The 21,722-nt window shown below is 72.4% G+C and carries 14 protein-coding genes and 2 pseudogenes; 12 read left to right on the top strand and 4 right to left on the bottom strand.

Annotation, left to right across the window (positions count from 1 at the left end):
- The 6 genes from CcI156_RS06320 to CcI156_RS06295 all read left to right on the top strand — a co-directional run.
- Positions 1-2,989: KR domain-containing protein (locus CcI156_RS06320; RefSeq protein WP_139341430.1), on the top strand; the 2,989-nt coding region annotated here is incomplete at its 5' end.
- Between the two features lie 55 nt (positions 2,990-3,044).
- The gene (locus tag CcI156_RS06315) at positions 3,045-6,008 is read left to right on the top strand and encodes a beta-hydroxydecanoyl-ACP dehydratase (RefSeq protein ID WP_139341429.1); all 2,964 of its coding nucleotides are present in this window, start codon (positions 3,045-3,047) and stop codon (positions 6,006-6,008) included.
- On the top strand, positions 6,002-7,663 hold the full coding sequence (locus tag CcI156_RS06310) for a PfaD family polyunsaturated fatty acid/polyketide biosynthesis protein (protein WP_076804723.1): 1,662 nt from the start codon (positions 6,002-6,004) through the stop codon (positions 7,661-7,663). The genes CcI156_RS06315 and CcI156_RS06310 overlap by 7 nt, the downstream gene beginning before the upstream one ends.
- Complete coding sequence (gene accA / locus CcI156_RS06305; protein ID WP_076804721.1) at positions 7,660-9,516, top strand: acetyl-CoA carboxylase carboxyl transferase subunit alpha; 1,857 nt, start codon at positions 7,660-7,662, stop codon at positions 9,514-9,516. The genes CcI156_RS06310 and accA overlap by 4 nt, the downstream gene beginning before the upstream one ends.
- A complete protein-coding gene (locus CcI156_RS26145) occupies positions 9,513-10,262 on the top strand; it encodes an acetyl-CoA carboxylase biotin carboxyl carrier protein subunit (protein ID WP_011437314.1) in 750 nt (249 codons plus the stop codon). The genes accA and CcI156_RS26145 overlap by 4 nt, the downstream gene beginning before the upstream one ends.
- Positions 10,262-11,614, top strand: coding sequence for an acetyl/propionyl/methylcrotonyl-CoA carboxylase subunit alpha (locus tag CcI156_RS06295; RefSeq protein ID WP_076804719.1), 1,353 nt, complete (start codon positions 10,262-10,264; stop codon positions 11,612-11,614). Before CcI156_RS26145 ends, CcI156_RS06295 begins: the two co-directional genes overlap by 1 nt.
- A 61-nt stretch (positions 11,615-11,675) precedes the next feature.
- On the opposite strand, the gene CcI156_RS06290 is transcribed toward CcI156_RS06295, so the two are convergent.
- The gene (locus CcI156_RS06290; protein WP_076804717.1) at positions 11,676-12,608 is read right to left on the bottom strand and encodes a CoA ester lyase; all 933 of its coding nucleotides are present in this window, start codon (positions 12,606-12,608) and stop codon (positions 11,676-11,678) included.
- Entirely contained in the window at positions 12,605-13,138 is a 534-nt protein-coding gene (locus tag CcI156_RS06285; protein WP_217697674.1) for a MaoC family dehydratase, read from the bottom strand. The genes CcI156_RS06290 and CcI156_RS06285 overlap by 4 nt, the downstream gene beginning before the upstream one ends.
- 238 nt (positions 13,139-13,376) lie before the next feature.
- Between CcI156_RS06285 and CcI156_RS06280 the strand changes: the two genes are divergently transcribed.
- Together CcI156_RS06280 and CcI156_RS06275 are read left to right on the top strand one after the other, a co-directional pair.
- The gene (locus CcI156_RS06280; RefSeq protein ID WP_076804715.1) at positions 13,377-14,423 is read left to right on the top strand and encodes a metallophosphoesterase; all 1,047 of its coding nucleotides are present in this window, start codon (positions 13,377-13,379) and stop codon (positions 14,421-14,423) included.
- Between the two features lie 104 nt (positions 14,424-14,527).
- Positions 14,528-14,689, top strand: a pseudogene (locus CcI156_RS06275) (formate dehydrogenase accessory sulfurtransferase FdhD); the annotation flags it as partial.
- A 47-nt stretch (positions 14,690-14,736) separates the two neighbouring features.
- On the opposite strand, the pseudogene CcI156_RS06270 reads toward CcI156_RS06275, so the two are convergent.
- Positions 14,737-15,312, bottom strand: a pseudogene (locus CcI156_RS06270) (RNA-guided endonuclease InsQ/TnpB family protein); the annotation flags it as partial.
- A 358-nt stretch (positions 15,313-15,670) separates the two neighbouring features.
- Between CcI156_RS06270 and CcI156_RS06265 the strand changes: the two are divergent.
- Genes CcI156_RS06265 through CcI156_RS24575 form a run of 4 tightly spaced genes read left to right on the top strand, consistent with a single transcriptional unit; the run spans position 15,671 to position 20,430 of the window.
- The gene (locus CcI156_RS06265; protein ID WP_076804711.1) at positions 15,671-16,795 is read left to right on the top strand and encodes a hypothetical protein; all 1,125 of its coding nucleotides are present in this window, start codon (positions 15,671-15,673) and stop codon (positions 16,793-16,795) included.
- Positions 16,792-18,051, top strand: a complete 1,260-nt coding sequence (locus CcI156_RS06260) for a toxic anion resistance protein (RefSeq protein WP_083718335.1) — start codon at positions 16,792-16,794, stop codon at positions 18,049-18,051. The genes CcI156_RS06265 and CcI156_RS06260 overlap by 4 nt, the downstream gene beginning before the upstream one ends.
- Positions 18,048-19,682 (top strand): VWA domain-containing protein, encoded by a 1,635-nt coding sequence (locus tag CcI156_RS06255; protein WP_023841174.1) that lies wholly within the window; start codon positions 18,048-18,050, stop codon positions 19,680-19,682. Before CcI156_RS06260 ends, CcI156_RS06255 begins: the two co-directional genes overlap by 4 nt.
- A complete protein-coding gene (locus CcI156_RS24575) occupies positions 19,669-20,430 on the top strand; it encodes a hypothetical protein (protein WP_011437304.1) in 762 nt (253 codons plus the stop codon). The genes CcI156_RS06255 and CcI156_RS24575 overlap by 14 nt, the downstream gene beginning before the upstream one ends.
- On the opposite strand, the gene CcI156_RS06245 is transcribed toward CcI156_RS24575, so the two are convergent.
- A complete protein-coding gene (locus CcI156_RS06245) occupies positions 20,420-21,676 on the bottom strand; it encodes a glycosyltransferase 87 family protein (RefSeq protein WP_139341428.1) in 1,257 nt (418 codons plus the stop codon). The two genes, CcI156_RS24575 and CcI156_RS06245, sit on opposite strands and share 11 nt — an antisense overlap.
- Between the last annotated feature and the right edge of the window lie 46 nt (positions 21,677-21,722).

Here is a 21,722-nt window from a genome sequence, read left to right as displayed (position 1 = left end):
GGTTATTGAGTCGGCGGTGGCGGAGGTGGTGGCGGAGAAGACGGGTTATCCGGTGGATGTGCTGGAGCCGTCGATGGCGTTGGAGTCGGATCTGGGGGTTGATTCGATTAAGCGGGTGCAGATTCTGGGGTCGTTGCAGGAGCGGTTCCCGGGTGTTCCTGCGGTGGGTCCGGAGCGGGCGGCGGAGATGCGGACGCTGGCGGATGTGGCCTCGTTCCTGCGTGATGGCCTGGGCCTGACCGCGCCGGCCAGCGCCGCACCCGAGTCGACCCCGCCCACCGCTACTGAGACGGCGGCGTCGATGCCCACGGCGACTGCATCGGCGCCGCACCCCGTTCCGACCGAGGCGCCCATCGAGCGGCTGCGCGCGGTGCCGCGCCTTCTGCCGGCCGTAGACCCGCTCGACGATCCTTTCGGCGTCCAGCCCAGCGCGCTCGTGATCGAGGTCGGTGACGCCGGTGGTGTGGCGCTGGTCCGCCACCTCAGGGAGCGCGGCATCTCGGTCGAGCGGATCGCGATCGGGTCCCTTGCGGGTTCCGACACCGCCGGCCTCCTCGGCTGGGATGGCGCCGCGGTCGAGGCGGCGCTCGCGGCTGTCGCCGGATCGGTCCGCCTGGACCTCTGCCTGCTCGCCCTCGGCGCTCCGGCATCACCGGGCGCCGGATCCGGGGCTGAGCCGGACCGCGCCGGGGAGGACGATCGAGCCGGGATCGGCGCCACCGGGCTGGCCGACTTCGACGTCGCCGCGCGTGGGCTCGCCGACGCCATCCTGGCCACGAAGGGGCTCGTCGTACCACTGCGGGCGGCGGCCTCGGCGGGCCGGCGCGCGGCCTTCCTAACGGTGACGCGGGTCGACGGGCTGCTCGGCCATCGGGGCGGGTCCTCGATAGCCGGGGCGGTCACCGCGGGGATCACCGGGCTGGTGAAGACCGTCGCGCTCGAGGCACCTGAGCTGGTCTGCCGGTCGGTCGACGTCCATCCGGCRCTCGACGACGACACCTTCGCGGCGGCCGTCCTGGCGGAGGCCGTCGATTCCGCCCGGGACGTCGTCGAGGTCGGTCTGGATCCCGAGGGACGCCGCTGGTCCGTCGAGTATGTCCAGGGCGGGGTGACCGGGGTGACCGGGGTGACCGGGGTGGCTGAGGCGGCCGGGGTGGCTGAGGCGGCCGGGGTGACCGGGACGACCTCCCCGGCGACGCTCCGGCCCCCGGTGGGCCCGGATGACGTCCTGGTGGTGACCGGCGGAGCCCGCGGAGTGACCGCGCGCTGCGTCGAGGAGCTGGCGCGCCGCGCCTCCTGCGAGTTCGTCCTGCTCGGACGCACGAATCTGGTTGAKGAGCCGGGCTGGGCGGCCGGAGTCGAGGATGACGGCCTCAAGGCGGCGTATCTCGCCGGGGCCCGTGCCGAGGGACGCAAGGTGCGGCTGCCCGACGTCGATGCCGCGGCTRCCGCCGTGATCGCCGTCCGGCAGGTGCGGGCCACCCTCGGTGACCTTGCCGCGACCGGCGCGCGGATCCACTACCAGGCCGTGGACGCCTCGGATCCGGTGGCGACGGCCGCGGCGCTCGCGCCCTGGCGTGACCGGGTCACCGGCGTCGTGCACGGCGCCGGCGCTCTCGCCGACGCGATGCTCACGGACAAGACCGTCCCGGCCATCCGGTCGGTGCTCACCCCGAAGCTCGCCGGCCTGCGCTCCGTGCTCACGGCGCTGGAGGGGGCACCGCTGCGTCATCTCGTGCTGTTCGGTTCGGTCGCCGGTGTCTTCGGTAACCCGGGGCAGGCCGACTACGCCACGGCCAACGAGGCGCTGACCAGGGTCGCGGCCTGGGCCCGGACCGGGCTCACCGGCCGGGTGGTCGCCCTGAACTGGGGCGCCTGGGACGGCGGGATGGTCACGGCCGACCTGCGGGAGCTCTTCCGMTCCCGGGGCGTGACGCTGCTGCCGCCGGACGAGGGCGCGCGCCGCTTCGTCGCGGAACTCGTCGACGGCCACGGCGCGGATGGCGCGGTCCTCATCGGTGGATCCGCTCCGCTCGCGCGGGCCGCGGGTGGCACGGCGCCCGCCGCGTTCGTGGCGCACCGTTCGATAGCGGCTATGGACACCGAGACGGTCATCGACCAGCACCAGATCGGGCCGGCCCCGGTGCTGCCCGCCACCGCCGGTCTCGGCTGGTTGGTCAACGGGGTCGAACGAGCCTTGCCCGGGCGTCAGGTCGTCGAGGTCCGGAACTTCATCGTGCACAAGGGGATCGTGTTCGACGGGGCGCACCTGCGGGACTACTGGCTCGACGCGCGGCCCGTCGACGGGACCGGCGGTGGGCCCGGTGACGGGCGTGACGGCGGGCCGGTGACGGTGTCCGCGACCGTTCGCGGGGACAGCGGCGGCGCGTTGCCGACCTCGCACTACGCGGGCACCCTCGTGCTCGCCGAGGTCACCGAGGTCGGCAAGGCCGCCGGGGCCGCCCCGACCGCCCCGGGCTGGCCCGCCGATGGTTACCGGCTCGGCGAGCAGGGCGAGGACGCGGCCTGGGTCTACACCGACGGGCTGCTCATCCACGGGCCGTTGATGCGGGGCATCCGGCGCCTGCTCGTGCGGGAGCCGGGCCGTCTGGTGGCTGAGTGCCGCCTGCCGGAACTGCCCTTCGCCGGCGGCGCGTTCGCGGGCGCGCTGCACCGCCCGGTCCTGTGCGACATCCTCGCCGCGGCCGGGAGCGTGCTCGCCCGGTGGACCCTGAACGAGGTGGGCGCCCTGCCGATCGAGATCGGGCACGCGGAGTTCTTCGCTCCGCTGCCGGCCAACGAGACGTTCATCGTGGTCGTCGACGACGTCCGACCCGGCCCGATGACGGTCACGGTGACCGTGACCGCCCACACCCCGGATGGACGGGTGCTGCAGCGCCTGTCCGACTTCACCTTCGTCGGCACCCCGGACATGGCGGATCTGATCCGTCAGGGGGCGCAGCGGTGGCAGTCGGGTGACCGGGCATGAGGTCCGGTCGGTGGCCGAAAGACCAGGCACTGCACGGGCGATGGGAGGGATCACGATGACCATCACGGTCGAGGCGACGCAGGACGGGCTGGGTTTCGACGGCGAGCCCACCGACGCCGCCGTCTGGGCGGCGATGCAGGCCGGCCCGGAGTTCGAGGCGCGGCCCGGCGGCACCCACCGCCCTGACGACGTCGAGGGGGGCGACGTCGAGGGGGGCGATGTCGAGGGGGGCGATGTCGAGGGGGGCGAGGAGGACAACGCCGACGGGGGCAGGGAGATCACGGCAGCCACCCGCGGCGCGGACGTCCTGAGCGGCGTGGGCCACACGGCTGCTGTGGGTACGGCAGCCGCCCCGGCTGTCGACGACGCCACGGCCACCCTGCGTCGGCTGCGGGCCTCGGTGGTCGCGGCCCACGCCTCGGCGATGCGCACGCAGGCCGCCCTGGCCGACCGGGCGCTGGCCGCGATGGCCGCCATCGCACCGCCCGGCGGCCGGATTCCGGCCGCCGTGGGTGATCGTGGTCGGGGTGGGCCGGGATGGGGCACCCCGGCGGTGGACCGGCCGGCCTGCCACGATACGGGGCTCCCCGGGCACGCGGGTGCCTCGGCGCCCGGCACTCCGCCGCGKCCCGCTCCCGCGATCGCCCCCGTCGAGATCACGGCGCCTGCCGAGCTGACGGTGGATGTCACCGTCGTGGCCCGGGACGCCGCGGCGATCGACGGTTGGGTGTCGCTGCCCGCCGTGGTCCGCCAGGCCCTGGACGAGGTGTTGCGCGGGTCGGCGCACCTGGCACCCCGGGGAGGGGGGCACTGGGTGCTGACCCGGGCGGCTCTGGTGACCAGCGGACCGCTGCCCCGGGTCGGGGACGAGCTGCGTGTTCAGGCCACCACCCGCATCGGGGCCCCCGGCGGGTTCGACCCGGCCACGGCGGAGGTCACACTTGCGCTGCGGGTCACCCGCGGCCCCGACGTGCTCCTGGAGGTCCTCGGCGGGGTGTTCCGGTGGCTCGCGCGGGACGGCGCGAGCCATGGCGGTCTCGCCGGGGCTGCCGGGTTCGCCGGCATCGAAGCGCCGGGGAACCCGCCCGGTTTCGCCGCCCTGGAGCCGGTGGGTGCTGCCTCCGGCTCCCGGGGCGCGCGCGGCTGGACGGAGGACGCGTTCAAACTGCCCGGCCGTACCACCCGCACCACCCTCGACGCCGGTGACCTGGACCGGCTGACGCGCGGTGACGTTGCCGGCGTCTTCGGCGCCCGCTACGACCAGCGGGGGGTGAACCCGTCGGTGCGGCTCGCCCCCGGCGGTCCGCTGGCCGCCGTGCCGGAGCTCGCGCCGCGGGGCGGCGCGGCCGGCCGGGGCCAGTTGCGGGCCTCGGTGAGCCGGCTGACCGGCCGCGTGGAGCACGACGGGCAGCCCGATCCGACCCACCTGGCCATCGCGGCGCTCACCGCCTCCTGGCAGGCGGTGAGTGTGTTCGCGATGGCCGCCGGTCTGCACCTGGTGATCGCGGATGCGCACCTCGACGTCGCGCTGCCCGACGAGCGGCTGGAACTCCCCGACGGGCTCGGCCGGCTGTCGATCGAGATCCACGCGCCCGGCCACGGTGCCGGGCCGGCCGTCGAGGCCGGTCTGGAGCTCGTGCTGACCGTCACCGACATCGACCTGGTGCCGCGGCCCTGGCTGCGCGGTGACATTGAGCTGCGGGACGCCCACGGGCCGGTCGCCACGATCCGCGGGATCGCCCTGGCCGTGCGGGAACGTCCGGGCACCCCCGTGGGTCCGGCGCACGGCGGCGTCCTGCCGGCCTTCCTCGGCCGCGTGGGCGCGACCGGAGAGTCGGCGCTGCTCGGTGAGCTGCAGATGTTCCACGCGGCGCGCGGCGACCTCGCCATCGCGCTCGGTCCCGAGTTCGCCTCCGCCGCGGGCCGGACGGTCTGCCGGCTGCCCGGCGGCGGCCTGCGGCTGGTGGACCGGGTCATGCGGGTGGACGGCGCGCGCGGTCAGCTCAGCGGCGGCGCGTCGATGATCACCGAGTACGACTCGCCGGCGGACTCCTGGTACTACACCGACAGCCCCAGCCCGACGATGCCGAACATCGTGCACATGGAGACATCGCTACAGTCGGCGCTCCTGCTGGGCTACTACCTGGGTGCGACCCTGACCGACCCGGCCAACGACTACGTCCTGCGCAACCTMGACGGCACGGCGACCGTCCGGCGCGAGGTGGACCTGGCKGGACGCACCATCCGGCAGCGTTCGACCCTGCTGTCCACGACCGTGCTCAGCGGCGCGATCCTGCAGAACTTCCAGTACGAGCTGTTCCTCGTGCCGGTCGACGGATCCGGATCGCACGGGTCCGGCCGTGACGGCGATGACCGTGACGGCGAGCCGTTCTACGTCGGTGAGTCGTTGTTCRGCTTCTTTACCCAGCGGACGCTGGCGAACCAGAACGGTCTCGATCAGGGCGCGTTCGTGCCGACCTGGCTGGAACGCACCAACCCGGCGCAGGCGGACCGGCGGACCATCGACGTGGCCGCCCGGCGGGCCGCGAACGCGCCGCTGTGCGCCCAGGGCGCCATGGCCCTGCTCGACCAGATCACGGTGGTGGACGGCGGCGGCGACTTCGGCCGCGGTTACCTGCACGCCGTCCGCCCCACGAGCCCGGACGACTGGTTCTTCGCGCGGCACTTCTGGCTCGACCCGGTGATGCCCGGCTCGCTGGGTGTCGAGGCCGTCATCCAGGCGCTGCAGGAGTGGATGGTCCAGGAGGGCCTGACCGACGACCTCGTCGAGCCGGTCTTCGTCGTGCCGGCCGGGCTGCCGATGAGCTGGCGCTACCGCGGCCAGATCCGCCCGGATGACGGGGAGATGACGCTGGAGGTCCACATCAAGGACGTCCGCCGCGACGGTGCCCGGGCACGGGTCGTCRCGGACGCCAGCGTCTGGAAACCCGGTATGCGTATCTACGGACTGACCGACATCGCCGCCGAAGCGCGCGGTAGAGGAGCGCAATCATGGTGACGACGACAACGACGGTCCGTGGCGCGCCGGCGACGCYGCGCCCTGGATCGGGCGGGCCGCGGCTCGCGCGATCCGCCCAGGAGATCCACGACCTGCTCGCCCGGCTGGACGCGCCCTGCGTCGTGGTGAGCGAACAGGGCGGCGCGATCGCGGCCACCGACGACCCGGCGAGCCTGCGCGCGGCGGGGGCGACGGTGCTGGCTGTGGCGCCGCCGGCCCGCCCCGAGCGGCTGGGAGCCGCGTCCTTCCTGACCGACTACGGGGTGCGTCAGCCCTACATGACCGGCGCGATGGCGAACGGCATCGCTTCGCCGGAGCTGGTCGTGGCGATGGCACGGGCGGGCTTCCTCGCCACGTACGGGGCGGCCGGCGTGCTGYCCGACCGGATCGACGACGCGCTTGGGCGGATCCGCCGTGAGCTCGGCCCGGCGCCCTTCGCCTGCAATCTGATCCACAGCCCGAACGAGCTGGAGCTGGAACGGGCCATCCTGGCCGCCTGCCTGCGCCACGGGGTGACCTGCGTGGAGGCGTCCGCGTTCCTGGAGCTGACCCCGCAGATCGTCGCCTACCGGGCCGCGGGGCTGCGGCCGGGCGGCGCTGGCGGCGTACACGTCGGGCACCGGGTGGTGGCCAAGGTCTCCCGCGGGGAGGTGGCCGAGCTCTTCCTGCGCCCCGCCCCGGACGCGCTGCTGCGCCCGCTGGTGGCGGATGGCACCCTGACCGCCGAGCAGGCCGCGCTCGCCCGCACGGTGCCGATGGCCGACGACATCACCGTCGAGGCGGACTCCGGCGGCCACACCGACCGCCGGCCGCTCCCGGTCCTGCTCCCCGAGATCATCGCGGTGYGCGACCGGATCGCCGCCGAGCTCGGCTACCGCCGCCCGCCGAGAGTGGGAGCCGCGGGTGGCATCGGTACGCCATCGGCGGTGTTCGCCGCGTTCGCGCTCGGCGCAGCCTACGTCGTCACCGGTTCGGTGAACCAGGCGTGCGTCGAGTCCGGTCAGTCGGCGGCGGCGCGGGCGCTGCTGGCGAAGGCGGGCCCGAACGACATCGACATGGCGCCGGCCTCCGACATGTTCGAGATCGGCGCCGAGGTGCAGGTCCTGCGCCGCGGCACGATGTTCGCCGGGCGGGGCCGCCGGCTGTACGACCTCTACCGCGCCCACGACTCCCTCGACGACCTTTCGGCGGAGGATCGGAACTGGCTGGAGCGTTCGGTCCTGCGCCGGTCCGTGGACGAGGTATGGGCCGACACCGTCGACTACTTCAGCCGGCGCGACCCGGAGCAGATCGAACGCGCGCAGGCCAACCCGAAGAGACGGATGGCGCTGGTGTTCCGCTGGTATCTCGGGCTGTCCTCGGGCTGGGCGATCTCCGCCGCGCCCGACCGGATCACCGACTACCAGATCTGGTGCGGCCCGTCCCTGGGCGCCTTCAACACCTGGGCGGCCGGCAGCTACCTGGCGGACGTCGACCGGCGCAGCGCGGTGGACGTCGCGGGTGAGCTGATGCTCGGCGCCGCCTACACCGGGCGGGCCGCGGCGCTGCGGTTCGCCGGGGTGCGGCTGCCGGCGCGGGCGGCCGCCTACCGACCGCCGGCCACGCGCGAGAGCTCGCCGGCGCACCGGTACGTCCTGACGGCGGGTGCCCGGTGACCGCGCCCACGACCGGAGCCACCGCGGGCACGACCGCGCCGGCGCCCGTGCCCGTGCCAGCCGTCGAGGCGGAGTCGACCGCGGACCGCCTCGCCTGGCATCTGTGCGGGGGATGCCGGACCCTTCTCTATGGCAAGCGGTTCCTCGCAGCCAACCGGGTCTGCCCGGAGTGCGGCTGGCACGCGCCGCTGACGGCCCCGAGTCGGCTCGCCCAGCTGCTGGACCCGGGATGGTCCGAGCTGGCGACGCCCGTGCCCGCGGATCCCGATCCGCTGCGCTTCACCGATTCGGCCCCCTATCCGGACCGGGTGCGCCAGGCCCGCGAGCGGACCGGACTGGCCGAGGCGGTCGTCTGCGCGCGGGGACGCATCGACGGCGCCGAGGTGATCGTCGCGGCGATGGACTTCCGTTTCCTGGGCGGCAGCCTGGGATCGGCCGTCGGCGAGGCCATCACCCGGGCGGGCGAGTTGGCGTTGGCCGAGCGCACACCGCTGGTGATTGTGACCGCCTCCGGCGGTGCCCGCATGCAGGAAGGCCTGCTGTCGCTGATGCAGATGGCCAAGACGAGCCAGATGCTCGGCCGGCTCGACGAGGCGGGCGTGCTCACCGTGGCACTGATCAGCGACCCGACGTTCGGGGGAGTGGCAGCCTCATTCGCTACTCTGTGTGATGTCATCGTCGCCGAGCCGGGTGCCCGCCTCGGGTTCGYCGGTCCCCGGGTGATCGAGCAGACGATCCGCCAGAAGCTGCCGCCCGGCTTCCAGACGGCGGAGTTCCTGCTGAACCACGGAATCGTGGACATGATTGTTCCCCGTGGCGACCTGCGGGCCGCGCTGTCCCGGCTCCTGCGCGTCGCCACCGGCGTTCATGAGGTGGCCGAGGGCGCCACGGCCGAGGGCGCCACAGCCGGGGGCGGCCTGTCCGACGGGCATGACGGAGCCGAGCGGGTGATCACCGAGGTGCTCCACCTGCCCGTCCGTCATCCCTGGGACGCCGTGCGGCAGGCCAGGGCGCTCGGGCGCCCGACCACCCTCGACCTGATCTCGCTTCTGCTGGACGACTTCAACGAGCTGCACGGCGACCGGGCCTCCGCCGACTGCCCGGCGATGGTCGCCGGTCTCGGCCGGTTGGGCGGAGTCGGGCTGGCCGTGATCGGTACCCAGAAGGGGCACACGGTCGCGGAGCTCAGCGAGCGGAACTTCGGCATGCCCAGTCCCGCCGGGTACCGCAAGGCGGCGCGGGTCATGCGGCTGGCGGCCAAGCTCGGCCTGCCGGTGGTCACCTTCATCGACACCGCCGGCGCCCATCCCGGCGTCGAGGCGGAGGAACGGGGACAGTCGGTCGCGATTGCCGAGAACCTGCGCCTGATGGGGGCGCTGCCCGTTCCGGTTGTCGCCGTCGTCACCGGCGAGGGCGGCAGCGGCGGGGCGCTGGCGCTCGCGGTCGCCGACCGGGTGCTGATGTGCGCGAACGCGGTGTACTCGGTGATCAGCCCGGAGGGATGCGCGTCGATCCTCTGGAAGGACGCGACCGCCGCGCCGAAGGCTGCCGAGGCGCTGCGCGTGGACGCGCGTCAGCTGCTGGAGCTCGGGATTGTCGACGGGGTCGTACCCGAGCCTGACGGCGGTGCCGCGGCCGATCCCGTCCACGCCGCGGCGCTCGTCGGTGCCGCACTGCGCGCGACGCTGGCGACGCTGGGACTGGCCGGCCCGGAGGAGCTCGTGTACCGGCGGTGGCTGCGCTTCCGTCGCTTCGGCGCGGTGGCGGGTGAGCCGGCCGGCGCGTCACCCCCGGGACGCCCGGGCAACTCCGAACACCCGGGACACTCCGAACACAGGGAGCAGAGTTCATGAGCACGACTGTGGCAGCGCGCCGCTCCGGCGCCGTCTCCTCCAACGGAAACCGGGCGGTCGACGATCCGGGCACGGCGCCGGGATGGTCGACCGCCGCGTCCGGCCCGCTGTCCGCCATCGACGCGGCGGACGTCGACACCGTCCTGGCCGCGGTGCAGCACCATGCCCTTGCCCTGTACGCGAACGCGGTGCGGCCGCCGTCGCACCTGCGGGTGACCGCCGGCGACATCGTCGTGGAGCTGGCCTGGACCGACCTGGCCGAGCTCGGTGACGACCGGCGCGAGCCCGTCCAGGCGACGGCGCCGCCGCGTCGTCATCCGGTTCCCGCGCCTCGCTCCGTTCCTGGTGGCGCTGTTTCCGGTGGCGCTGTTTCCGGTGGCGCTGTTTCCGGTGGCGCTGTTTCCGGTGGTGCCGTTTCCGGTGGTGCCGTTCCCGGCGAGGCCGCGCCGGTCGAGGAGCGGCCGGCGGACTCGTCGACCGCCGGTGGTGACGCTGGCCTGAGCTACGTCACCGCGCCGAGCGTCGGGGTCTTCTACTACGCTCCCGAACCCGGTGCGCGGCCGTTCGTCCGGGTCGGGGACACCGTGAAGGCCGGGCAGCAGGTCGCGATCCTCGAGGTGATGAAGCTGATGATCCCCATCGAGGCGGACACAGCCGGCCGGATCGTCGAGGTGTGCCAGCCCGACGCGACATCGGTCGAGTACGGCGAACGGCTGATCGCCATTGATCCGGACGCCCGCGGCTGATGGTCACCACCGTCCTGATCGCCAACCGGGGCGAGATCGCTCTGCGGGTCCTGCGTACCTGCCGGGAGCTCGGCCTGCGCACCGTCGCCGTCTACTCGGCCGACGACCGCGGCAGCATGGTGACCCGGCTCGCCGACCGGGCCGTCCAGATCGGTCCGGGCCCCGCCGGCCGCAGCTACCTCAACATCCCGACGATCATCGAGGCCGCCCGGCTCGCCGGCGCGGACGCCATCCATCCCGGATACGGATTCCTTTCCGAGAACGCGGACTTCGCGGAGGTCTGCGAGTCCGAGGGCATCACCTTCGTCGGACCGCCCGCCTCGGTCATGGAGAAGCTCGGGGACAAGGCCGTCGCCCGCTCGCTGATGGTTGCCGCGGGCCTTCCGCTGCTGCCCGGAAGCCACACCGCGATCGACCACGCGGACGAGGCAGAGGTGTTCGCCGACAGGATCGGCTATCCCGTGATCATCAAGGCCGCCGCCGGCGGCGGCGGTCGGGGGATGCGCATCGTCGAGCAGCCCGAGGAGTTCCTGCGCGCCTACACCGAGACCCGGGCTGGCGCGCAGGCCGTCTTCGGCGACGGGCGGGTGTACGTCGAGCGGTACCTGCCCTCGGCCCGGCACGTGGAGATCCAGGTGCTCTGCGACCAGTACGGCAACGGCGTGTACCTGGGGGCCCGGGACTGCTCGGTGCAGCGGCGCCACCAGAAGCTCATCGAAGAGACGCCGGCGCCCTGCCTGCCCGCGGACCTCATCGAGGAGATGGGGCGGGCCGCGCTGCGCGGGGTCGCCACGGCGGGCTACGTCGGCGCGGGCACCGTCGAGTTCCTGGTCGACCCGGCCGGTGCGTACTACTTCATGGAGGTCAACTRCCGGCTGCAGGTGGAGCATCCGGTGACGGAGATGGTGACCGGCATCGACCTCGTCGCCGAGCAGTTCCGGATCGCCGCGGGGGAGAAACTCGACCTCACCCAGGACGCGGTCGTCCCGCGCGGCGTCGCGATCGAGTGCCGCGTCAACGCCGAGGACCCGGTCCGGGGATTCGCCCCCGCGCCCGGAACGCTCACGGAGTGCCATTTCCCCGGCGGGCCCTTCGTCCGGGTGGACAGCCACGCGCACCCCGGCTACCGGATACCGACCCGGTACGACTCCCTGCTGGCGAAGGTGGTCGCCTGGGCGCCGGATCGCGACGGCGCGGTCCGGCGGATGCGCTCGGCCCTGTCAGAGCTGCGCATCGAGGGACCGGGCGTGGCCACGACCGTGCCCTTCCTCCTGCGGGTGCTCGACGATTCCCGGTTCCGGACCRCGACTCACGACACCTCTCTCGTCGCCGCGCTCACCTCGACCGGCTGACCAGAGTTCTCTACGCAGAGTTGTGGAGGGTTGAGTACGGTCTGACGCCGCCAGACCGTACTCAACCCTCCATGTTTCCCCGGCCAGGCCGGGGTGGGCCATGCCGGGCCGGGTTATCCACAGATCGTGGTAGGTCCTGGCGCCGCCGCTGATCGGCGGGTGAGTCTGTGACGGCGACAGCAGGATCATGCTCGGTGGCGGCAAGGGTGCGTTCGGCGTGGCGCAGGACGGGCGCGTCGACCATCCGTCCCTCGAAGGAGAACACGCCGGCGGAGTGCGTCGCCGCGTCGAGTACCCGCCGCGCCCAMGCCACCTCGTCGGCGGACGGCGCGAACGCCTGCCGCACGGCCGCGACCTGCCTCGGGTGGATACACGCCTTCGCCGCGAAGCCGCTCGCGACGGCGTCACGAGCCTCGGCCGCGAGGCCGTCGACATCGGCGATGTCCAGGTACACGGAGTCGACGGCGACCCGCCCGTGCGCTCCGGCCGCCAGCAGGACGCTCGCCCGGGCATGCAGGGCGACGCCCCGGTAGCGGCCGGCCTCGTCCCGGCTCGACCGGCCACCCAGCGCGGCGACGAGATCCTCCGCGCCCCACATGACGCCGATGGTGGTGGGAACGGCCRCAATCTCGGCCGCGGCGAGCACGCCGCGCGGTGTCTCGCACAGGGCGACGACCCGGCGCGGCCCGACGGCGGCGACCTGCTCGGCGGACTCCGTCTTGGCCAGCATGACGACGGGATAGGGCGTGTCGGCGAGGGCGCGCAGGTCCTCGTCGTAGTCGGCGGTCCCGGCGGGGTTGATCCGGATGATCGTCCGCAGTGGGTCGAGGATGCTCTCCCGCAACGCGCGCCGTGCCCGCGGCCGGTCCGCCGCCRCCACGCCGTCCTCCAGATCGAGGATGACCCCATCGGCCGCGGCGGCCGCCTTGGCGAATCGGTCGGGCCGGTCCGCGGGGCAGAACAGCAACGCCGGGCCGGGCAGCTGCCCGATCACCGGTCCGCCGCCCGGCGCAGCATCAGCGCGGACCGTACCGCCACGGCTACCACGTCACCGTGCTGGTTGCGCGCGGTGTGCTCGAAGGTGACCACCCCCTGCCCGGGTCGGCTGCGGGAGAGCCGCTTGTCGCGTACCACGGTCTCGGCGTAGAGCGTGTCGCCGGGGAACACCGGTGCGGGGAAGCGGATCTCGGTGAATCCGAGGTTGGCCACGGTCGTTCCCTGGGTCAGCCGGCTCACCGACAGGCCGACCAGCGTCGCGAGGGTGAACATGCTGTTGACCAGCCGAGTGCCGAAGGTCTGGGTCGTGCTCCATGCCTCGTCGAGGTGCAGCGCCTGGGTGTTCATCGTCAGCGTGCTGAACAGGGTGTTGTCGGCTTCGCTCACGGTCCGCCCGGGCCGGTGGACGTAGACGACGTCGGTCTCCAGCTCGTCGAACCACAGCCCCCGTTCCTCGACGCKCCGACATTCTCGCTCGGTCCGCTCGGTCCGCTCGGTCCGCGGGKGAGGGGATGCCCCTGCCTCCATCGGTGCCTCCCTCGATCGACTCCCGTCGCCGGCCGCCGGTGTTCAGCGGCCGAGATGGCAGGGGTAGGGTAACCCGTGTTGTGCTGGCCGTGKGTGAAGGTTCATCACCCCTTCCGGGGGCGTTCCGGTCGACCCGATAGCTTCCGGACGTCCGGAGTGCGGGTGGCGGGCCGTCGGCCCGATGAATCGCCGTCCCCGGAAAAGAACCGTGCGGTCCTCGTGGTGAAGGAGCCCGGCAATGCGGCACCGCAGGCTTTTGTTGGCACTGGCCGTGGGTACGCTGACCGCGTCCGTGTCGATCCCGATCTCGGCGAACGCGGCCACCCCGCTCGGCGCCGGGACCGGGACCGCTCCGTCTACGATCGCCGTGATCGGCGACATCCCCTACGGCGCCGCCAAGATCGCCGAGTTTCCCACCGACATCGGCAAGATCAACGCCGATCCCGACGTTTCGCTGGTCGCGCATCTCGGCGATATCAAGAACGGCAGCAGMGTCTGCTCGGACTCGTACTTCGCCACCATCAAGTCGGATTTCGACCAGTTCCAGGATCCTTTTGTCTACACCCCCGGCGACAACGAGTGGACCGACTGCCACCGCGCGAACAACGGTGGTTACAATCCTCTCGAACGTCTCGGAAAACTGCGTCAGGTGTTCTTCCCTGTCCCAGGCCRGACCCTCGGCGTGAACGCCCGGCAGGTCACCAGCGAATCCGCGGACCCGGCCTACGCGCCCTTCGTGGAGAACACCATGTGGACCCAGTCCGGTGTGGTTTTCTCGACACTTAACGTGCAGGGCAGCAACAACGACYTCGTCCCGTGGTTCGGGGTGACGCCGCTGTCCGCGGAGCAGCGGAAAGAGTATTCTACCAGGCTTGACGCGGACCTTGAGTGGATCAACGAGGCGTTCAACGTCGCACGCCGGACCGGGGCGCCGGGGGTCGCGCTGCTCATGCAGGCCGATATGTGGGACACCAGCGCGCTGGCCGCCGGTGGAGACGGGCTGAGTGGCTTCGATCCCATCGTCAAGCGGATCGGGACCCTCGCCGAGCATTTCGGTAAGCCGGTGCTCATCCTGCAGGGTGACTCGCACAACTTCCGGGTCGACCACCCGTTCACGAGCACGGACCCGCTCTACGGCATCCACCCGCTGGCCCCGAAGACCCTGCAGGCTCCCAACGTGACCCGCGTCGTCGTCGATGGCAGCGCTCAGGCGAACGACTACCTGAAGCTCACGATCAACCCGGCTGCCCCGGGCGTCTTCAGCTGGACTCGCGTCAACTACTGAGGGAACGAATCCTCCCACCGGCCGGGGCCGTTTCGCGGTCCCGGCCGGCCCCGGAGCCGATGAGACCGACCCGTCGGGGTGCGGTGGCTGTCGTCGGTTCCGGGCAGAAGGCGCTGATGGCCGGGGTGCCGGCGCTCGCGGCGGTCTCCGCGCTCTCGACGCTCGCGGTGGACCTCGCCGAGGAGGCGGGGATGACGCTCGCTGGGTTCGTGCGCGGTACGTCGATGAACCTCTACACCGGCGCGCACCGGGTGGTACTGGGCTGACCCCGGCTCAGTACCACCCGGCTCAGTACCACCCGGCTCAGCCGCACCTATGCCGCCTCGCCTCTCGGCGAGGCACCCMCGGTCTGACCGGCCGTGGCCGTGCCGGGTTCCCGCTTCCCAGCCACCCGCCCGMTCGCGCGGGTCTTACGGTCGGCTCCACGGGCGTTTACCGTCTCCGGTGTACTGGCGGCGACGAGGTGGTGCAGGTTGATCGCGGCGTTGTGGTCGCGGTCGAGTACCAGCCCGCAGGACTGGCAGGTGAACGTGCGCTCGGACAGCGTCAGGCTTGGGTTTCGCCAGCCGCAGCCGGAGCAGGTCTTCGAGCTGGGATACCAGCGGTCGGCGACGACGAGCGTCGATCCGTACCAGCGGGTCTTGTAGGCAAGCTGCCGGCGGACCTCGGCCATGCCGGCGTCGGCGACCGCGCGGGCGAGCCGCCGGTTACGGACCATCCCGGCKRCGTGCAGATCTTCGACGACGACCGTGTCGTGGGACCGGGCGAGCCGGGTCGTGAGCTTGTGCAGCCCGTTGTGGCGCTGGTTCGCGACCCGGACATGGATCGYCGCGAGCTGGGCGGCGCGCTGCCGCCGCCCAGCGCTGCCCGGCTTCGACCGGGCGTGGGCCGCGGTCAGCCCATCGCCCGTCGGCTGGTCAGGTTCGCCGACGAGGATCAGCCCGCCGACCCTGCGCGCCGGAACTGGGAGCTTGCCGGCCGCGTACCAACGGCGCGCGGTCACATACGCCACACCCTGCGACTCGGCCCACTCCTTGAGGTTCACATGACCATCATAGCTCACTATAGAGCGCCAATGACTACTGGACGAGCGACAGTTGGCACCCCCTCGTCTCCCACGGACGGGCGCCGCGGCGATCCACCGGTCACCAGGAAACGGTCGCGTGGGTTGAACGTCGAGAACGTGTCGCCAGGATCTACCATTATGGGGGCAGAGGGGTCAATCGGGGGATTCGGGCGGAGGGCTGGTGCGTTCGGCGCAGCGGGGCAGGACCGTCGGGCTCCTGCTGGCCGGTCTGCTCGTGATTGCGGTGGTGGCCCTGATCGTGGTCCCCCGGCTGGGGGGCGACGCCGGCGGCGGTCCGCCCGATGGCAACGTGCGGACCGTCCKGGTCCTGGCCGGTTCGGAGAAGCGGGACTTCTTCGCGGACCCCGCGGTGGGCGCCCGGCTCGCGGAGCTCGGCTACCGGCTGCAGGTCGATACCGCGGGCTCCAGGGAGATCGCCACCAGCCGCGATCTGACCCCATATGACCTGGCCTTTCCGGCCGATGCGCCGCAGGCCGACCGGATCAGGGCCGCCASGAAGGTGACGAAGTCCTACGTCCCCTTCTTCAGCCCGATGGCGATCGCCACCTTCCAGCCGATCGCGTCACTGCTGCAGAACGCCGGGGTCGTGCGGATGGACGGCGGCCACCGCGTCCTGAACATGCGCGGCTACCTCGATCTGGTCGATAAGAACACCCGCTGGTCGGACCTGCCGGGKAACACCGCTTTCGAGACCGGCAAGTCCGTGCTCATCAGTTCGACGGATGTGCGGACGTCGAACTCCGCGGCGCTGTACCTGGCGATCGCCAGCTATGTCGAGAACGGCGGTAACGTCGTCGCCGACAGCGCCGCGGCGGATCGGGTGGCCGCCCGCTGCGCACCGCTGTTCGTCAAGCAGGGCTATGTCGAGCAGTCCACCCAGGAACCCTTCGACGACTTCCTCACCATCGGGATGGGGAAGACGCCGATGGCCATGATCTACGAGGCGCAGTTCGTCGCCCGCCAGCTCGCGAAGGACGGCTCCATCAGCCCCGACATGGTCCTCATGTACCCGGAGCCAACGATCTACGCGAAGCACACGGTGGTACCGCTGACCGCCGATGGCGATGCCGCCGGGCGGCTGCTTGCCACCGACCCGCAGCTGCAGCGTCTCGCGGCTCAGCACGGGTTTCGTACCGCGGATGCCGCGTACGGCCGCCGCCTGGCCACCGAACGGGGTCTCGCGCCGCCGCCGTCACTGGTCGACGTGGTGGAACCGCCCACCGCCGCCATCGAGGAACGCATGATTGACAAGATTGTGAACCAGGCGCAGGGGAGACCCGGTTGACCACGCAACCGCCGGCCGCCGACCGGAATACGGCACCTGGCAATACGTCACCCGGCGGCCTGGTGCTGACCCCGCCCGAGCCGGTGGCACCGGTGCCCCTTGACCGGGCCGAACCGGCCGTTCCGATCGATCCGGACGCCGTGGCCCGACTGGACGAGCAGGCTGGCACGTTCGCGCGCACGCTGCTGTCCATCGATGCCCACTCGCCGGCGTTCGCGTCGAAGGTCGCCGCCGTGCACCGGCTGGGGGAGAAGGAGATCCGGGAATCGGCGTCGGTGTCCAACCGGTTGCTCGACAAGCCCACCCGGGCGATGAACTCCGGGCCCTTCGACCAGACCTCGGCGGTGTCGAAGTCCCTGGTCGAGCTGCGCCGGGTCGTGGCGGACCTCGACCCCTCCCGGCAGAATCTCGACGCCCCCAGAAAGCTGCTCGGCGTGCTCCCCTTCGGCAACCGGCTGCGGGACTACTTCGCGTCCTACCGGTCGTCGCAGGCCCATCTGGACGGGATCCTGCGCGCCCTGCAGCACGGTCAGGAGGAGCTGCGCCGGGACAACGCCGCCATCGAGCAGGAGAAGCAGAACCTGTGGGTGGCGATCGGCCGGCTGCGGGAGTATGCCTACCTCGCCGGCAGACTCGACGGTGAGCTCGAAACGGGGATCGCGGCGCTCGCGGGCGCCGATCCGGACCGGGCTGAGGAGCTTCGCCGGGACGTGCTGTTCTACGTCCGCCAGAAGCACCAGGACCTGCTTACCCAGCTTGCCGTCGGCGCACAGGGCTACCTTGCGTTGGACCTGCTCCGGCGCAACAACCTCGAACTCATCAAGGGTGTGGACCGGGCGAGCACCACGACCGTGTCGGCCCTGCGCACCGCGGTGATCGTCGCCCAGGCGCTGGCCGACCAGAAGCTGGTCCTTGACCAGATCTCGGCCCTGAACAGCACCACCGAGAAGATCATTTCTKGCACGTCGGAGCTGTTGCGCCGGCAGAGCGCCGACGTGCACCGGCAGGCGTCCTCGGCGACCGTCTCGCTGCGGACCCTCCAGCAGGCCTTCGCGAACATTTACGCCACCATCGACGCCATCGACGACTACCGCGCCGCCGCGCTGGACACCATGCGGACGACGGTGGACGCGCTGTCCACCGAGATCGGCAGGGCCACCGCCTACCTGGACCGGTCGGCCGCGGGCGAGATCGGCGAGCTCGGCTCGTACCCCGACGGCGGTGGCGAGCTGACGCTGCCGGGCGGCGGCCGGTGAACCGACGGCCGCCCGCGGCCCTGCTCGCGTGTCTCCTGACGGTGCTGCTCGTGGCCGCCTGCTCGGGCGGAGGCCCGGGACCGGCGGACGGGTCCGGCACCGGCGGGTCCGGCACCGGCGGGTCCGGCACCGGCGGGTCCGCAGGCGAACTCACCGTCCTCGCCGGCTCCGAACTCCAGGACATCCAGCCGCTGCTTCCCGATCTCACCCGGGCGACCGGCGTCACCCTGCGGCTGAGCTACACCGGCACCCTGGACGGCGCCGACGCGATTACCAGGGGCACCGCCCAGGCCGACGCCGCCTGGTTCGCCTCCGACCGGTACCTGCGACTGCTGCCGAACGGCGCGACGTCCGTAGCCGCGCGATCGTCGATCATGCTGTCACCGGTGGTGTTCGGGGTCCGACGCAGCCTGGCCCGGCAGTTCGGCTGGACCGGCAACCCCAACGTGACCTGGGCCGACATCGCCGCGAAGGTGGCGGCCGGCCAGCTCTCCTACGCCATGACGAATCCCGCGGCGTCGAACTCGGGTTTCTCCGCCCTGGTCGGGGTGGCGGCGGCACTCGCCGGCACCTCGGACGCGCTGCGCCCGCAGGACATCAGACCTGCCCAGCTGACCTCGTTCTTCTCTGGCCAGGCACTGACCGCGGGCAGTTCCGGTTTCCTGACCGACGCCTACGCCCGTTCCCAGGACACTCTCGGCGGCATGATCAACTATGAGTCGGTGCTGCTGGCCCTGAACGCCGGGCACCGGCTGCGCGAACCATTGGAGTTGATCTATCCCCGGGACGGGATCGTCACCTCCGACTACCCTCTCCTGCTGCTGCGGCCGGACAAGCGTGATCTCTATGACCGGGTCGTCAGCTGGCTGCGCCTGCCGCGGACGCAGCACCGGCTGCAGACTGCCACGAGCCGCCGGCCGGCCCTGCCCGGGGTGGCGTTGGACGCCCGGTTCCCGACGCGGACGCTCACCGAGCTGCCCTTCCCGGCGAGCCGGCAGGTCGCCGACCAGCTGCTGTCCGCCTACCTCGACCGGTTCCGGCGGCCCAGCCACGCCATCTTCCTGCTCGACGTGTCCGGGTCGATGGCCGGATCACGGATAGCGGCGCTCCAGGCGGCGCTGCGCGGACTCACCGGTGCGGACGACACGTTGTCCGGCAGGTTCGCCCGGTTCCGGGGTCGCGAGAAGATCACGATGATCACCTTCGCCGGCCGGGCCAACGACCCCGTGGACTTCGCCGTGAACGACCCGCGGCCGGGCTCCGCGGATCTGGCGGGCGTCAACACGTTCGTGGACGGCCTGCGGCTCCAGGACGGCACCGCGATCTACTCGGCGCTGGAGGCCGGCTACCGGGCTGCCGGCGCGGCCGTTGAGGCCGACCCCGGCTACCTCACGTCGATCGTCCTGATGACCGACGGGGAGAACAACTCCGGTATCTCGGCCGCCGACTTCCGCTCCTCCTATCAGCGGCTGCCGGCGGCCGCGCGTGCCGTGCGTACCTTCACGATCGCCTTCGGGGAGGCCGACCCGGCGGCGCTGCGGGATATCTCCGCCGACACCGGTGGCGCGGTGTTCGACGCCCGTACCTCGTCGCTGGCGGACGCGTTCAAGGACATCCGTGGCTACCAGTGAACCGCCGACGCCGCGTCCACCGCGGCTCCCGCGCCCGGCACCACCCCCGTCGGCGCCGATCCCCGGCCGGGGACAGTGGATCCTCACCTGGTTCGGTTCGGCCAAGAACATCGCCGGCTGCACATGCGCGCTCGCCGGCGCCGGCGCGAGTGCCGCGGGCCTGGTGGACTGGCCGTTCTGGCCGCCGGTCGTCGCGGCGCTCTACGCGATCGGCGCCTTGGTCGCACCGCCGCGCCGCGCCGCGGTCGCGGGCGGTGGGATCGACGTGGATGATCTGMGGGCGACGGTCGAGGCCCAGTACCGGGCCCTGATCGACCGGGCACCGGACGACCGGGCACTCGTCGCCGCCGCCGAGGAGGTCATCGGTGCGCTGCGGCAGGTCCTGGACACCCCGCACCTGCTGCGTCCCGGCTCGCCGGAGACGTTCGCCGTCGAGCGGACGGTCGCCGATTACCTGCCCACCGCGGTGGAGACCTATCTGGGGCTGCCGCGGGCCTACGCCGAGACCCACCGGCTGCCCGACGGCCGTACCCCCCGCGATGTCCTGCTGGCGACGCTGGCCCTGCTCGCCGGTGGGATGCGTGAGGTCACCGAGGCGGCCGCCCGCGGCGACACGGCCCAGTTGCTCGCGCACAGCCGCTTCCTCACCGACCGATTCGGCCCGACCGAGCTCACCCTCCCCGATCCCGCCCGGCCCGATCTCGCCCGGCCCGACCTGCCACGCATCCCGGGCCCACCTAGCCCCTGACGCCCCGGCGCACCAGGTCCGGATGTCGCATTCTCCGTGATGGGCGGTACAGGTCCCGGCGGCCTGCGACGCGCGCCAGGGTGACCAGGAGTACGACACCGGCGATCACGTAGGCGTTCGTGAGGAGGATGGTCGGGTCGCGGCGGTGCGGCCAGTTCTGGTCGTGTGGCGTGATCCACCAGACGGGGGAGGCCACGAACAACACGTAGCCGGCGAGCGCCGCTCCGACGTACCGGCGTGAGGCTCGGCCGTCGGTGCCGTCGGTGCCGTCGGTGCCGTGGGTGGCGTGGGTGGCGAGCCAGAGCAGCGTCGGCACCGCCCACACCCAGTGGTGACTCCACGAGATCGGCGAGACCAGCAGTCCGGTGACCGCACAGGCGAGCAGGCCCGCGACGGGCTCCCCGCGCCGGTGCAGCCGCACCGCGAGCACCAGCCCGGCGACGGCGACCGCGGCCACCACCAGCCGGTGGATCTGGACGACCGACGCGCCGTCTCCCCAGATCCGGGTCATCGCGCCGGACAGCGACTGGTTGCCGGCGTACGTGACCGAGCCGATCCGGCCCGGATCCGCGAACACCCCGCCCCAGTAGGCGCGGGACGCCGCGGGTGCCAGCGCGAACGCCACGGCATGGGCCGCGAGAAACGTCCCCGCCGCTGCGATCGCCACCCGGCGCCGGCCGGCCAGCCACAGGTAGGCCACKAAGATCAACGGAGTCAGTTTCACCGCCGCGGCGARACCTGTGAGAGCACCGGGTGGCAGTCGGGCGAACGGTGTGGACCGCCGTCCGGGCCCGRCATCGAGCCAGACCGCCAGCATCAGCAGGATGTTGACCTGCCCGAAGATGATGGTGCTGCGAACCGGTTCCGTCGCGAGCGCCGCCACCAGCAGCAGYGGCGGCGCCCAGCGCGAGCCCAGTGCCCGCCCGACCCCGGCGGCCCGCGCGGTGTCGGTCGGCGGGATGAGCCAGGCTCGCAGCCTGGACAGCAGCAGGATGAGTGCCGCGACGGTCAGCGCGGCCCAGACGACCTCAGCCACCCCCAGGGGGATGGCGGCGAACGGCGTGAACAGCACCGCCGCGATCGGTGGGTAGGTGAAGGGCAGGCCGGCCGCCGTACGCACCTGGTAAAGGGCGGACCCGTCCCAGACAGCCTGCCCCCCCAGCCGGTAGACAGCGAAGTCGGTCTGCGGCTGCGGTGCGATCATCACCGCGAGCACCACCAGCGCGGCGACGACGCCCGTGGTCACGACGGGCGCCGTCGGTCGCGCCGAGGCGACCGGCACCGGTCCCGGG

The organism is Frankia sp. CcI156, from assembly GCF_001983015.1.
Classification (GTDB): Bacteria; Actinomycetota; Actinomycetes; order Frankiales; family Frankiaceae; genus Frankia; species Frankia casuarinae.
Note: the sequence above shows the minus strand (reverse complement) of the source record. Positions and strands in the feature narration are given on the sequence as shown.

Coding starts and splice junctions, on each gene's coding strand:
- CcI156_RS26145 (WP_011437314.1), top strand. CDS start 9,513: ATGAGCACGACTGTGGCAGCGCGCCGCTCCGGCGCCGTCTCCTCCAAC.